Raw genomic sequence first — 14,340 nt, forward strand, 5'->3', positions numbered from 1 at the left:
AGCTCTGTATTTTAAAAGAACGGGTATGCGCAAAGTTCACAATTTTATACGGCACGGGATACTGAATTTTATCGACCTGTTTTACAAACCATTTAAAAAATGGATGCCGCTGCACACCTTCCGTTACGCGGCCTGTGGTGGCAGTAATACAGTTTTCGACATTCTGCTATTCAGCTTCAGCTATAACTTTATTTTTAAAAAGCATAACATCGATCTTGGTTTTTATACGCTGAGCCCGCATATTGCTTCCCAAATGCTTTCGTTCAGTGTTTCGTTCTGTACCGGATTTTATTTAAACAGGTATGTGGTTTTTAAAGAGTCGGGTCTGAGTAAAAGGGGACAGTTATCCCGGTTTATGATAGTTAACGCCATCTGTATCCTGCTAAACCTGGCATTTTTGAAATTACTGGTTGATGTGATGGGCCTTTATCCAACCCCGGCCAAGATCATCGCTACTGTATTTATCGTTTTCTTTAGCTACTATAGCCAAACTCATTTCTTCTTCCGTAAAAAGAAGCCTGTAGTATCTGTCGAAGAAGGTCAGTGAAATAAACTGTTACTCCTTTTTGTACGGTTTATTTATATGGCAGGGTCACGACTTTCCTTATCTAAATTTATAAAGCCTCGCTTTTTATGCCCAAAAAGTGTTAGTTATTTGTTTGCTTTAAGCGTTTTAACAGCTTATAAAACAGTGTATTGTGAGTCGTTAAAAATGTTAAAAAACGTTAATCCTGTAGCGTTTCGCAAAGTAAAGGATTAGTTTAGAGGTCAGATAACCTTTTATTTTGATCACATAGCTATGAAATTTTCTTTTTTAGTATTGTTATGCTCTTTATTTGCTGCATCAACCATTGCACAAACGTTAACGGTAAAGCAGGCTTATGAGCTAACCGATAATGCCGACTCGCTTGCCAAAGCAGGCAATATTAAAAGCGCGATCAGCAATTACCTTAAATCTGCCAGCCAGTTACCAAGTCCTGGGTTTAATTTCAGAGATGTTGCCCATCAATATTTAAAAATTCATGATGAAAAAAACGCAAGAACTTATATAGATAAAGCGGTGCAGTATGGCATTACTATAGATCAGTTGAACGCGGATACCTTGGTAAAAGCTTACCTGGCCCAAATAAGCTATGATAAGGATTATGCTAAACAAAGAATAATATATAATCGCCAGATTTCTTACCCGGATCAAAGGACCGAGATACTGCAAATGCTTGAGCGAGATCAATTGGTAAGAGATTTAATTGGAAGGGTTGATATTAAAGTATTGAATAATACTATAATTGAAACTGATTCTGCCAATATGGATGAGTTACGTGATATCATTAAACAAATTGGCTTTCCGGGATTCAGGCAGATAGGTCCTGATGCGGCTAGCGGTTTGTTTGGATTAATTACGCATGCCACTACCGATGCTCATCATGGTGCACAGAACTTTGCCTTTCTGGAACCATTGATGAAGGAGCAGGTTTTAGCCGGTAATTTTCCGCCAATGTATTTTGCCATCCTAATCGACAAGTATAATTATCTCACATTTAAAACCCAGGTTTATGGTACGTATTGGGAATTTGAGCAGACCACGAACGCCAGGATAGTCAGGGAAATAGCCAACGTAGCGCAGGTGGATGAACGAAGAGCTTCCATTTTTTTACCCCCACTATATAAGAGCAGAAGCAAACAAATGATCCTGCCCGATGACTATACGAGATAGTACAGCCTATCTGGGATTAGTTTTACCCTAACGCGGTGCCGCTAAAAATTGTTATACCAGCTTTACAGAATTATATATCTTTAAGGCGATATGCTTTTAACCAACAATCACATCAAATACTTAGGCGCTGCGTTGCTGCTTATTACCATTATTACAAGCTACGGATGCAAAGACCCGGGCAGAGCCAAAGAAAAGCACCTGATATCATTCAGAGCTTTTAATGGCATTAATTATAGCGAAGTAGCCAGGCGGCAAAAAAACGGCTTGTCATTTAACGAATATGGTTACCAATTGGAACCGCAATGGAAAATGAAATTTGTGTCAGACGATTCGGTGAGCATTTTTAGTCCCACAAAAAATACGTTCATCAATTTCCCGCTTACCCGCGGGTACGATTCTGTTTTTAACGCGGCACGGTCATGGCTCAAGATTAAAAAAATGAGCAAAGACAGTATCGTGATGGAGATACTGCAGGCCAAAGGCGATTCGATAGATATCAATGGCTCTAAAGTATATATGTTGTTTTACGCCGATAATTACGTGAAAAACGTTTTGCATACCGATACCTCTATATTAAGGCGCCCCAGCCGCAAGGATACGTTATTTGTAAAAGGATTGGCAGCTAAAGCCAACAGCAATATTACCAAAGCCTTTTCGGCACGGCAACCGGTGCAGCTCATCAGTAAAAGTGCGCTGGTAAGCGTAAAGCAGAAAGTTACCAAGCCTGATATTACCAATAACTTTGATTCTTCTGACGATTACCTGGATCCCAACTTTGATATCATCATCAATAAGGCTTATAAGGATTTCTATTACTCGTTTGAGGTTTGTGTTGATGATAAAGGCCAGATGCATTATGTAAAACCGTTGATAGATTTTTCGATGAGCGAAGATTTTAAGGATACCTATGTTCGCCTTTCGCAGGGTATCATGAGTAGTTATTTGCAATATTATTTTAAGGTTGTACCGGGTAGCACCCTTGGTTTTGCTCATGCAAGTACCATATCCGTACACGTGGAAGGGCGTACCGGGGCAAAATAAAAGGAACCGTAGTTATTAGTTATTCATGGTAGCCATGAGTTGTTCGGTAAACAATATCGCGGCTTTTTTGCGGTAAACGCCCTTTTGCCAAAGAATATAGGATTGTTTTTTTACCTCCTGCCCGGCTATCGGAATGGCAACCAGCTTATCCCATCCTATTAAGGTTTTTTCATTTAAAATGGTTGCCCACTCGCCCTCCTGCACTAATAATAGCAGCGAGTGTACATCATTAAGTTCGATCTTGATATTGAGGCTCATCTTGTTTTTGTAAAACAACTCGTTAATAAACATCCGTGAGCTGAAACCCTTGCCGGGTAGTATCAATTCCAATTCGGACAGTTGCTTCAGGTTTACACTTTTGAGTTGTGCCAATGGATTGTTTTTGGCAACCACCATCACAATACTGGAGCTGAACAGGGGTTGCATTTCCAGATCTTCATCGTCTGATTCATTGTGATAGGCTACAATCAAATCCAGTTCAGCCAAACGAAGCTTTTTTTCCAGTTCCTCATGATTATCGGAAGCTATAAAAATTTTAATACCCGGGTATTTGGTTGAAAATGGAGCAAGTACCGGGAATAACGAGGAGGTGAAAGCATAGGATACGCCTACATTTAATTCGCCGGTAGCAGCATTGTTCAATTCGGAGATGGCTTGTTTACTTTTTTGTACGGCCAATAATATTTTACGGGCGTGCGTTAAAAATACATGGCCCGCCTCGGTAATGCGCACATGTTTGCCAATACGGTCAAACAGCAGCATGCCCAGCTCCTCCTCCAGCTGTTTAATTTGCTGCGATAAGGTACTTTGGGTAATAAAAACCGCGGCAGCCGCCTCGGTAAAATTCATGGTTTCGGCCGCTTTAACAAAGTAGTGCAATTGTCTGAATTCCATAATCAATCGGTTTTGCTAATCAATATCATTAAAACAATCTATTTTACAAATATATCATCATTGCCGATATTTGTACCATAAAGAATTTCAATAGTCTTGCATTAAGATCTCCCCTGAAACGCTTTTGTTATCTGTTACCCCGATGAATGTTTTCCGCTCTCTTAAATACCGAAATTTCAAGCTGTTTTTCTACGGTCAGTCTATATCCCTCATTGGTACCTGGATGCAAAAAACTGCCGTTAGCTGGCTGGTTTACCGGCTTACTGGGTCGGCGCTGCTGCTTGGGGTGGTGGGCTTTGTGAGTTTGATCCCATCATTGATACTAGCCCCATATGCAGGTAGTATTGTTGACAGGCATAATCGTTACCGCATTCTGGTGATAACACAGGTAATATCCATGGCACAAGCCGGGGCGCTTGCTTTTATGATCTTATTCAAATTCTATAATATCCCTGCTATTATCGGACTAAGCCTAATACAGGGTATCATCAATGCTTTTGATGTTACCTGCCGCCAGGCCTTAATGATGGAAATGGTTGATAATAAAGACGATCTGCCTAACGCTATTGCCCTTAACTCTACCATGAGCAACCTGGCTCGTATTGCGGGCCCTGCAGTGGCCGGTATTATCCTGGGTACTTTTGGCGAAGACTTTTGTTTCTTTGGCAACTTCTTGAGCTACATACCTGTGCTAGGCTGTTTGTTTATGATGAAGCTGAACACCAAAGCCATCATCCGGTCAGAAAAAAGTATCTGGACCGAATTGCAGGAGGGCTTTAAATATGTATCCGGCGACCGCGATCTGAGCAGCCTGATCGTGATGCTGAGCATCAGTAGCTTATTTGTGATCCCGTTTAATACCCTGATGCCCATTTTTGCGAAAGATATATTTAATGGCGATGCCAAAACATTCAGCTGGTTTGAGAGCGCCGCGGGTGTAGGATCGGTGATTAGTGCGGTTTACCTGGCTAATTTAAAAACCAACAAAAACCTCATCAAAATTATGATCATTGCCAGCCTGGTTTTCGGACTTAGTGTTTTGATGGTAGCTTATGCCGGTAAATTATCGTTCGCCCTGATATTTATGGTGCTTACAGGTGTGGGTATGATGGCGCAAACATCGGCCATTAACACTTATATACAAACCCATGCCATACCAGTTATGCGAGCCCGTGCCATCAGTTACTATGTAATGGCATACCAGGGCATGATACCTATTGGCAGCTTACTGGTGGGCTGGTTGGCCAGCGGACTTGGCCCAAGGCGTGCCGTTTGTATTGAAGGCATTATAGGTGTGTTGGCGGCCGCCCTGTTTGTATTATATAAAAGAAGGCAACAAAAGCTTGAAGCCAATGTAGATAACAAAGCGGTACTGGCCGGATAGCGATATTTTAGAGAGGTTCCATAAAAAAAGCCCGATATTGCTATCGGGCTTAAAGTGGGAGTTACACGGATACTGTTGTCCTTTTATTTATATTTCTCCGCATGGTATTAGTGGGCATGCATGAGGTCTGCTAGAACACGGGTCCTCCGGACAGCATCTAAAACATATAGGAATAATACCACCAGTAACACTTTTCATTTGCTCTCTTGTAAGCATTTTTCCTTTCTGAAAGGCAGAAGCTTTTTCAATTAATTTTTTCATCTCTTTAGTTTGGTTTATAATTGATTATTAATTTAAATTTAACTAAAGCAATATTATATTTCAAAATATTTAATATAATTATCAATTTTCGCATACTTTTGCAAGCGTATACTCCCCTGCTGACACACGCATATCGCGTATATTCTATTCATATCCAAAATTCACAATACAGTAGATGCGCATGCTAAGCCAGCCAAGGAATTACTGATGCTTAACCAGCCATTCCTGGTATTTTTTCTCCAGGAACAGATTACCGATCTGGCGTACTTCGGGTGTTGAAACGGTAAAGTGGTCGCCTGGGTAGTATCCAAAAACAAATGATGAATTCAGCTTCTTCATTTCGCCATCCAATAATTTCACGGCGTAGTTCAACAGGAAATTATCCTGTTCACCAACGGTAACACGCACCTTGCCATCGAGGTCTGCCTTGATTTTGTCCCAGTTGGTTCTGAGATATAGGGAAATGTCGTAATTTTTCCAATGCTCAAAAACAGCCTGATCGATTTCGCCGGTTTTATAATTGAGGATCCGCCTGGGTTCACCATCGCCGCCTTTTTCGCTGAATACGGCGTCGAATGAATGCATTTGTTCGCCGCGATAGATCACGTGTTCCATCATATAAATATCCCGCATATTGAACCATGGGAAAAAACCATCAATCGTTCCGGTTTGGTTAAGCGTGCTATCCTTGCCATAAAACATGTTCTGATGCTCGTACAGGTTCACTCTCTGGAAACTGCGGAAGTCGACCGGATCAGGTGAACTTGACCAGCAGGCATCAAATACCTTTGGATAATGAGTTTGCAGCCATAAAACCGTCCAGCCACCGCTGCTGTGCCCGTTCAGTAGCCTTGCGCCATTACAGCGGTAGGTTTTCTCCACCTGCGGGATCAGTTCTGTTGTCAACGCATCGCCCCATGGACCATTGTTATCGCTGTTGGCGTATACGCTGTGCCCCAGGCGGCAGCTGCCATCAAGATATACTACGATAACCGCAGTGGTATCCATGGCCGGGGAAGGATCTGCGCTGCCAGAATAATGGTGATAATCTCCGCCATAACCCGAAACGTTAAACCGCACCGGGAATTTACGATTAGGCTCACTGAAATACTGTTTCGGTAAAATAACAGCCGCGGCCATAGTGATTGGGCTATGGCTGAAATTACTGAGCAACGCCGACTTTACTTTCAGTTCTTTAACAAATTGCGTTTCTTTAAACACCGGCTCAGGAACAACATTCGTTGCTTTAAGCGGGATCACCTGGTTAAAGTTTTTTGTCAATTTTATCCTTTGAGTGGCGCTGTACAAGTTACCAGGGCTCTCTCCTATGGAGCGGCCACCCAGGTCTCTGTCCCAGACAGCCTGCACGTAATAGCTATTTCGCTCCAGATCAGAAATGGGAACCGGAGAAGAAATGGCTTTATCATCGATAATGACAGCCTGTCCTGGCTTAATGTTTTTAACGTACACGCGGTAACAAGGAAACATATCCAAACCAGCTGTGCCGCTCTTGGGATCTTTACTTTCTTTTGATAGATACACCAAAATATTACCACTGAACGCTTGTTTTAATAAGCTACCGGGAAAACTAACGCTGAATTTTTGTGCAAAGGCATTGGCGGCCAAATAAAAAACAGCGAGCAACGTGATCAAAACTTTTTTCATGGAATCTGATTAAAACCAAATATACAAGTTTGCAGAACGCTTGTTGAAATTTATAATTGCCCCTCAGAAGAGCCTTTTTCGGGCAACTGAGACCCGCTGTACGAATATTTCTGACTACTATGCTAAAGGAGCATAAAACAAAAAACCCCTCAGAACTTAATCTGAAGAGTTTAAAAGTGTGGGAGTTACTGGGTTCGAACCAGTGACCCTCTGCTTGTAAGGCAGATGCTCTGAACCAGCTGAGCTAAACTCCCTTGCTTTTGGGTCTGCAAATATAGAAGTTCTGATCTATTCTTCAAAAAAAAATTTCTAATTTATATTAACCTGCTGATTATTAATCATAAAAATTACATATCGCCTTTTTTAAGGCCTCACATCGCTATATTATTTCGTCCCTGGCGTGGGTCCTCAGGTAAAATTTCCATGTTTGGGCATTGGATATAGCTGGCATACCATTTTATGGCACCAACCAAGTCAATAGCATCTTCGGCAACAATATCAATGGTTTCAAAGGCAAATAATTTACTATTGGCATAGCCATATAACTGCACTTCGTCATCATCGGGCCTAAACTGTTCCTCATCAAGGCAATAAACCCTAACCTTTAAGCGGGTATCCCTGGAATGAATAACATCCCGGCAAGGGTTTTTAGGATCGGTTGCCAATAAGTAAACGTTATGGTCCATAAACTTATAACAATGATATGCTGGTATGGTTTCCGGAGTTGGTATTTATATTTTATTGAGTATCAATTATTAACTCCCGTGTAATTGATACCCACATATTGGGAAGTATTTTCTACAACACATTGATAAACAGCATCTCAATTTGCCTTTTGCTTGCTTAATTATAGCTATTAGGCAATTGGCATTGCATTTGAATTAAGATTATTACCCTTCTAAAAGGGTTGTTTTTCATAGGTAGATGTAGGGCCGAAACACTGCGAGAGTTTTTCGGCCTTTTTTATTTTCCTTTTGGCAATCCCTTCAAATTTTCACAAGCCAAATCGCGCGGCTCTATGGCCTATTCATCAAACTTTTTAAAGCTTTATTATAAACACTTTTCTGCATAAAAATGGCAAAAAACGAGTCAAAAACTGCTTAAAACTCATACCAAACCATCTGTTTTAACACTTTTTAACAGATTCACAACAGGATTTATATGATTTAAAAAGATTGATATAATTGAGGGTCAGTAATATACATACCAAACAGTCTGTTTTACGACCTGTTTTCTCCTTAACCAAACAGCCTGATTTTTTTTGGATAAACGAAAAACCAGGCTGCTATATACCTACAAATACAACCAAAAGAAGTGGCAAAATCTGGCTCCGGTTATATTCCTGATTTGTTTATTTCGATCAGATTCTTAATTATTTCGCAACTGAAATTAATTTAAAGTGAAATTACTCTTATTTGGAGTGGGTTATTATCCACTTAAGCCAATCCGGAGTGTTGGAATAGGCGTATATCATCTACAAAACAAAACTAATTAAAACTTTCAAAAAATTAATTTCTATGAAAACAGACTCACAAGAAAGCATGTTAAATGCAAATATGGCCCGGAGGTCGTTTTTGCGTTATGCGGGTGTTGGTGTTGCTTCCGTGGGCTTATTAGCCACTGCTGCATCATGCCACAAAGATCATAAGATCACACCTACTCCTCCTGCCGGCACTATTGATCTTGGCGCTTCGGGCGACTTAGCCATTTTAAACTACGCCTATGCGCTGGAGCAACTGGAAGCTGCATTTTACCTACAAGTGACCGCGACTCCTTACAGTGGCATTACTTCGTCAGAAACAACTTTGTTGACTGATATCCGTGATCATGAGGTTTTACACCGCGAATTTTTTAAAGCAGCCCTTGGTGCCGGTGCAATTTCTTCTTTAACACCCGATTTTTCTTCTATCAACTTCAGCAGTCGCGCCAGTGTATTGGCAGCAGCAGCAGCTTTTGAAGATACCGGTGTTACCGCTTATGATGGAGCTGGTTACCTGATTACCACCCCAGCCTACTTAACTATAGCCGGTAAAATTGTTTCGGTAGAAGCACGTCACGCAGCATTGATCCGCGATTTGATCACTCCAGGCTCTTTTGCCGGACCAGATGTAGTGGATACTACAAATAGCTTAAACGCATCAGCAACTATAGCTAGTGTGCTTAAAATAGCCAATACCTATTTAAAAACTAAAGTTACAGCAGTAAACTACGGTTACGCATCCGTTTAAAACCCCATCATCATGAATTTATTTAATATCATAGAAGAAATTGAAAATGTTGATCCGGAAGTTTACGGCAGAATAAGTGAACGCCGTGATGTGATCAAAAACATAACCAGCTTTGGTTCAAAAGTAGCATTAGCTGCAATGCCATTTGCAGTGGGCGCCATATTTAAAAAAGCATATGCTCAAAGCTCATCTACGCCATCTGTAGTAGCAATATTGAATTACGCACTTACACTGGAATATCTGGAATCAACCTTTTATAATGCAGGTGCAGCCAAAGGAACAGCTTTAATACCGGGCGCAGCAGCTACCAACTACTTTAACCAGGTAACCCGCGACGAAAACAACCACGTAACCTTCTTAAAAGCAGTTATTACCTCATTAGGCGCTACACCAGTATCGGCACCTCAATTTGATTTAACTGCCGGCAACGGCAGCGGCGCCGGACCATTTGCCGATGTATTAACTAACTACAGTACATTTCTGGCTGTAGCCCAAGTATTTGAGGACACCGGTGTACGTGCCTATAAAGGCCAGGCAGAAAATATTTTGGCTAACAAAGCAGCTGCAGAAGGTGTTAAAGCCGGCTTATACCAAACCGTATTAACCGCCGCATTATCTATTCATGCGGTTGAAGCGCGCCATGCTTCGGCTATCCGTTCCATCCGCGGGCTAACACCGTGGATCACCAGTACCTCTACTTTGGGTAACGATACCGGTATAGCACTTGTGAATGCCAATTTTGACGGCGAGCAAAATGTAACGCAGGGCGGAGTTGATGTTACCACGCTGAAAAGCGTTGCTGGCAGCACCACTTCTGTTTCTATAGCTACAGCAGCATTTGATGAGCCTTTAAGCATGACCCAGGTTTTAGCTATATTAGTGGGAAGCTTCATTGTTAATAAGTAATAAGATTTATACTTTATATAAAAATAAAAGGGCCGGGTGATTTAATTCATCTGGCCCTTTTATTTATGAGCTTTTAGTCAGAGATCAGTATTATTCCTGTAGGTAGAAAACCCTATTTATTCAAACCCTGCACTCCAAATTTGATCATATCATCTGGTTTAATAAAGCCCACTGTTCCATAAACCGGCTTACCTTTGGCATCAAAAATAATGAGTGTAGGATAGGCTCGTAAACCCCATTGGGCAGCAAGCTCGGGGCCCTGACCTTTTTCCATATCCATGGCTACATTGATAAAATTGCTGTTGTAAAAAGCTATTACATCCTTATTTCTAAAGGTAGTGGCTTTGAGCAGCTTGCAGGGACCGCACCAGGTAGCATAAGCATCCACAAAAATATATTTCTTTTTAGCAGCAGCTTGTTTTAAAGCTTCGCTCCAGGAGTTTTCAATAAAATTAATTTGGTTTGCCTTTTTGTCCACGCTTTTTTGCGCGGTTTGGGAGCTCCCATTAAATGGGCATAAAAGGAAAAATAAAACGACAGCAAGACAGGCAAGAGAAAGGTTTTTCATCAGTATAATTTGTTTTTAGCGGTGATGAAGCTATCATGAGTTGATTTATGAGTGGTAGCTCGTGATGGTTTCATCAATATAAAGGCTAAAATATGAGCCATAAAAATAGCATATATAAACCGTTATGGCTTATATATGCTATGAATATCTGTTTTATCAGTTAAATAAACAGGTTATGGTTTAGTACGGTGCGCTTCGTCTTCTTGCTGCTGTTGCTGGCGTTGAGCTTCCTGCTGTTGACGCTGCTGAGCCTGCTGTTGACGTTGCGCAGCCTGTTGCTGTTGCTGCTGTTGTCGTTGAGCGGCCTGTTGCTGGCGCTGGGCTTGTTGCTGCTGTTGGGCTTGTTGCTGCTGACGCTGAGCAGCCTGTTGTTGTTGCTGCTGTTGTCGTTGAGCGGCCTGTTGCTGACGCTGGGCTTGTTGTTGCTGTTGGGCTTGTTGCTGCTGCTGCTTAACTTCCTGCTGCTGACGCTGTGCCTGATCACGTTGCTGCTGAACTTGCTGGCGTTGTTGTTGCCCTTGTTGCTGCTGACGCTGAACTTCCTGCTGCTGACGCTGTGCTTGATCGCGTTGCTGCTGAACCTGCTGGCGTTGCTGTTGCCCTTGTTGCTGCTGAACCTGCTGGCGTTGCTGTACAGCCGGGTTTGTATTAGGCTGCTGTGTACGCTGACCTGGCCTTGCATTTGGTTGCTCAGGGCGTTGGTTTGCGGGTTGCCCTGGTCTTGCTGCGGGTTGGTTATTATTAACCCTTACCAACCTGTTATTATTACTTTTAGCAACTTCGGCTAAGCGGGCCGCATTATTACGGTTTACAGTTGCCTGTCCGCCTGCGCGGTGTGCTATGCCGTTATTGGGGTTTTCTTTCCGGTACTCAGTCGCATTTACCACCCTTGCTGGTCGGGCATCAGTGCTTTTTCTAATCTCGGGCCTGTAAATATTGAGCCTGTTATTGGTAATGCTTGTCCTGGAGCCAGAGCCGGGTTGATTAATATTATTAACCCGGTATACCTGCACATTTTGTCGGGTTACCTGCCTAACCTCATTAACCCTTGGACCGGTTACATAGGTACGATTATTATAAACATAGGTATTGTTAATAACCGTTGTATTATGAATAATGTTAACCACGCGGGTATTTGATACATAATAATTATTGATGTTAGGGCGGTTAATATAGGCCTGTGGTGCACATACCCAATAGTAATCGGGTACGCGATAGCTGTTACCGAATGAAATATTGATACTGATGCCCGGTGTTAGTGGAGCCCATCCATAATAACCACCGCCTCTTCTCCAGCTTACCCAGGCTGGTGCCCATTCATGACCGGGAATCCATTCCCATCCGTAATAGTCATCATAGCGCCAGCGGCCGTAGTGAAAGGTGGCCCATCCCCAGGGATAATCAGAAACCCAGGTGTTACCATAATCTGTCATTACCCAGTGCCCGCGTGTGGCGTAGGGCCTGAATCCGTCTTCGGCATCAGGGATCCAAACATTACCATAGTTGGGGTCATCAACCCAGGTACCGTAGGGATCAAGATCATCATAGAATTGCTGGTCAGATACATACTCTCCCTGCTGTGCTCTGACTTTATTTGGAGCGGCCAGCATTATCAAAAATGCTATTAAACTTAAACCGCATATTTTTTTTATCGATTTCATTTTTTCATCAGGTTTAAAACATGACCGGTATACCCGGTATCAATATAGGTATGACCAATCAAATTATAAAACGTTTAACATCAAAATTGTTTTAACCTGCAACAATATGAATAACGCAGGGTAATCGCTCTTAAAAGGTTATTCGGCTAAACCCGTTTTTTAATTTTTATGATTACCGCCTCATAAATGGGACGGCAATGAATTTTAACTCAATTTCATACTTTTTTTTATTCATTGCTATTTGGCTTTAGCCAACGGTTAAATACTCATACTCAAAAGGGCTTTAGCCAAACCTAATTCAGACCATACCCATTTAAAAGCGATTTCGCTTTAGGAATGATGGAACAAACCTTCTCTCAAAATTTTTATTTATACCTTGCATATGCTATCTTAAAAATTAAATATTTTTACATCCCATTATCTATACCATTATGAGTACAGTAAATATCCCGAGGCTTGATCTGAACAATTATATTAACGGTAGCGCGGCCGACCGTCAGCAGTTTTCAGACGATATAGGCAAAGCATTTAATGAAACCGGTTTTGTTACCATTACCAACCATGGCCTGAGCAAACAACTGATAGATGAGCTTTACGAACAGGTGAAAGCACTTTTTACGCAGCCGGATGCTATTAAACAAAAATATGAAATCCCCGGACTTGCCGGTCAGCGCGGTTATACCGGTAAAGGCAAAGAAACTGCCAAAGGTTTTAAAACACCCGATCTGAAAGAATTTTGGCAGATAGGCCAAACCGTTACCGATGGCTCGCCCATTAAAGAGCAATACCCGGATAATGTGGTTGTTGACGAACTCCCTGCTTTTAATACCACCACCCGCGAAGTTTATAAAAAACTGGAATCGGCAGGTATACACTTGTTGAGAGCCATTGCGGTTTATTTAAATTTAGAGGAAACTTATTTTGATAATAAAGTGCATAATGGCAACTCGATACTACGCACCTTGCATTACTTCCCTATCCTTGATCCGGATTCTGTTCCGGCAGATGCGGTAAGGGCAGGCGCACATGAGGATATTAACCTGATTACCCTGTTGATTGGCGCCAGTGCCGACGGGCTGGAACTGCTTACCCGCGAAGGTACCTGGTTCCCGGTTAAGGCTCATGGCGAAGATTTGGTGGTTAACGTAGGCGATATGCTGCAACGCTTAACCAATAACAAGCTTAAATCAACCACGCACCGGGTAGTGAACCCACCGCGCGAGCTCATGAAAAACTCCAGGTTCTCGGTTCCATTTTTCCTGCACCCGGTATCAGACATGGATCTCACCAGCCTGGAAACCTGTATCAATGCAGAACATCCCAAGCTATACCCCGACATTACCGCCGGCGAATACCTGGATGAGCGGTTAAGAGAGATTGGCTTAAAAATGTAATTATAAAGAAAGCCCCCGGTTTACCGGGGGCCTTCTTTATAATATTTGCTTCTTTAGCATAGTAGTCCGAAGTCGGAGACATTCGGACAGCGCTGAACTCTTCGGACAACTGGGTATGCTATTAAATATTCTCTCCCGCTACCACAGGCGCGACGCTTGCGGTAGCGGAGTATTTATTTTAGTTTGACGTTGATTGCTGACAGCCCCTTTAGCCCCTGCTCGGTTTCAAATGTAACCAGGTTGTTTTCCTTTAGGGGCCCTGTCAGGGCGTTAATATGCACAAAAATACTTTCCTCAGTTTGCAGATCACGGATAAAGCCATAGCCCTTTGCTTCATTAAAAAAACTAACTACGCCGTTCCGTACGGTGTCATGTGGCAGGTCTTGCCGTTTGGCAATACCGATTTGAATGTCTTCTGAATTGACCTTTATTTTCCGTGAAGGGTCGGGCGGCGTGGACGTGATATTTCCATGCTCATCAATATAAGCCATCATATCTTCCAGGCTCTTACCCGTACCGGCATTTGCCTTCCTCTCCTCAGCCTTTTCTTTTTTGTCTTTAGCCTTCTTAAGGCGGGCCTTTTCTTTTTCCTTTTTACCGAATGTTTCTGTCGATCTTCCCAAT

13 protein-coding genes and 1 tRNA gene are annotated in these 14,340 nt (G+C 42.2%); 7 read left to right on the top strand and 7 right to left on the bottom strand.

What is annotated here, in order from left to right:
* Positions 1-25 precede the first annotated feature (25 nt).
* From BW976_RS06450 to BW976_RS06460, 3 genes are all read left to right on the top strand, one after another.
* The gene (locus BW976_RS06450) at positions 26-547 is read left to right on the top strand and encodes a GtrA family protein (protein ID WP_076371571.1); all 522 of its coding nucleotides are present in this window, start codon (positions 26-28) and stop codon (positions 545-547) included.
* A 252-nt stretch (positions 548-799) separates the two neighbouring features.
* Positions 800-1,714 carry a DUF6624 domain-containing protein gene (locus BW976_RS06455; RefSeq protein WP_076371573.1) on the top strand — a complete coding sequence of 305 codons (915 nt, stop codon included), beginning with the start codon at positions 800-802 and terminating at the stop codon, positions 1,712-1,714.
* Positions 1,715-1,804: 90 nt separating this feature from the next.
* A complete protein-coding gene (locus tag BW976_RS06460) occupies positions 1,805-2,755 on the top strand; it encodes a hypothetical protein (RefSeq protein WP_076371575.1) in 951 nt (316 codons plus the stop codon).
* Between the two features lie 15 nt (positions 2,756-2,770).
* On the opposite strand, the gene BW976_RS06465 is transcribed toward BW976_RS06460, so the two are convergent.
* Entirely contained in the window at positions 2,771-3,649 is an 879-nt protein-coding gene (locus BW976_RS06465) for a LysR substrate-binding domain-containing protein (RefSeq protein ID WP_076371577.1), read from the bottom strand.
* A 142-nt stretch (positions 3,650-3,791) separates the two neighbouring features.
* Between BW976_RS06465 and BW976_RS06470 the strand changes: the two genes are divergently transcribed.
* Positions 3,792-5,033, top strand: a complete 1,242-nt coding sequence (locus BW976_RS06470) for an MFS transporter (RefSeq protein ID WP_076371579.1) — start codon at positions 3,792-3,794, stop codon at positions 5,031-5,033.
* A 462-nt stretch (positions 5,034-5,495) separates the two neighbouring features.
* Here the strand turns inward: BW976_RS06470 and BW976_RS06475 are convergent, their stop codons facing one another.
* The 3 genes from BW976_RS06475 to BW976_RS06485 all read right to left on the bottom strand — a co-directional run bounded on the left by BW976_RS06475 (position 5,496) and on the right by BW976_RS06485 (position 7,645).
* Positions 5,496-6,959: an alpha/beta hydrolase-fold protein gene (locus BW976_RS06475; RefSeq protein WP_076371581.1), complete on the bottom strand. Its 1,464-nt coding sequence runs from the start codon at positions 6,957-6,959 to the stop codon at positions 5,496-5,498.
* 179 nt (positions 6,960-7,138) lie between these two features.
* Positions 7,139-7,213, bottom strand: a tRNA-Val gene (locus tag BW976_RS06480).
* Between the two features lie 117 nt (positions 7,214-7,330).
* Entirely contained in the window at positions 7,331-7,645 is a 315-nt protein-coding gene (locus BW976_RS06485; protein WP_076371583.1) for a hypothetical protein, read from the bottom strand.
* A gap of 831 nt (positions 7,646-8,476) precedes the next feature.
* Here BW976_RS06485 and BW976_RS06490 point away from each other — a divergent pair.
* Together BW976_RS06490 and BW976_RS06495 are read left to right on the top strand one after the other, a co-directional pair.
* On the top strand, positions 8,477-9,187 hold the full coding sequence (locus tag BW976_RS06490; RefSeq protein WP_076371585.1) for a ferritin-like domain-containing protein: 711 nt from the start codon (positions 8,477-8,479) through the stop codon (positions 9,185-9,187).
* A gap of 12 nt (positions 9,188-9,199) precedes the next feature.
* Complete coding sequence (locus BW976_RS06495) at positions 9,200-10,093, top strand: ferritin-like domain-containing protein (RefSeq protein ID WP_076371587.1); 894 nt, start codon at positions 9,200-9,202, stop codon at positions 10,091-10,093.
* Positions 10,094-10,205: 112 nt separating this feature from the next.
* On the opposite strand, the gene BW976_RS06500 is transcribed toward BW976_RS06495, so the two are convergent.
* Positions 10,206-10,661: a thioredoxin family protein gene (locus BW976_RS06500; RefSeq protein ID WP_076371589.1), complete on the bottom strand. Its 456-nt coding sequence runs from the start codon at positions 10,659-10,661 to the stop codon at positions 10,206-10,208.
* Between the two features lie 173 nt (positions 10,662-10,834).
* Positions 10,835-12,322: a DUF6600 domain-containing protein gene (locus tag BW976_RS29260; protein WP_175614055.1), complete on the bottom strand. Its 1,488-nt coding sequence runs from the start codon at positions 12,320-12,322 to the stop codon at positions 10,835-10,837.
* A 431-nt stretch (positions 12,323-12,753) separates the two neighbouring features.
* On the opposite strand from BW976_RS29260, the gene BW976_RS06515 reads away from it, so the two are divergent.
* On the top strand, positions 12,754-13,716 hold the full coding sequence (locus BW976_RS06515; RefSeq protein WP_076371593.1) for an isopenicillin N synthase family dioxygenase: 963 nt from the start codon (positions 12,754-12,756) through the stop codon (positions 13,714-13,716).
* A 173-nt stretch (positions 13,717-13,889) separates the two neighbouring features.
* On the opposite strand, the gene BW976_RS06520 is transcribed toward BW976_RS06515, so the two are convergent.
* A complete protein-coding gene (locus BW976_RS06520; protein WP_076371595.1) occupies positions 13,890-14,339 on the bottom strand; it encodes a cold-shock protein in 450 nt (149 codons plus the stop codon).
* Between the last annotated feature and the right edge of the window lies 1 nt (position 14,340).

The sequence above is a fragment of the Mucilaginibacter lappiensis genome, assembly GCF_900155965.1.
GTDB classification, from domain to species: domain Bacteria; phylum Bacteroidota; class Bacteroidia; order Sphingobacteriales; family Sphingobacteriaceae; genus Mucilaginibacter; species Mucilaginibacter lappiensis.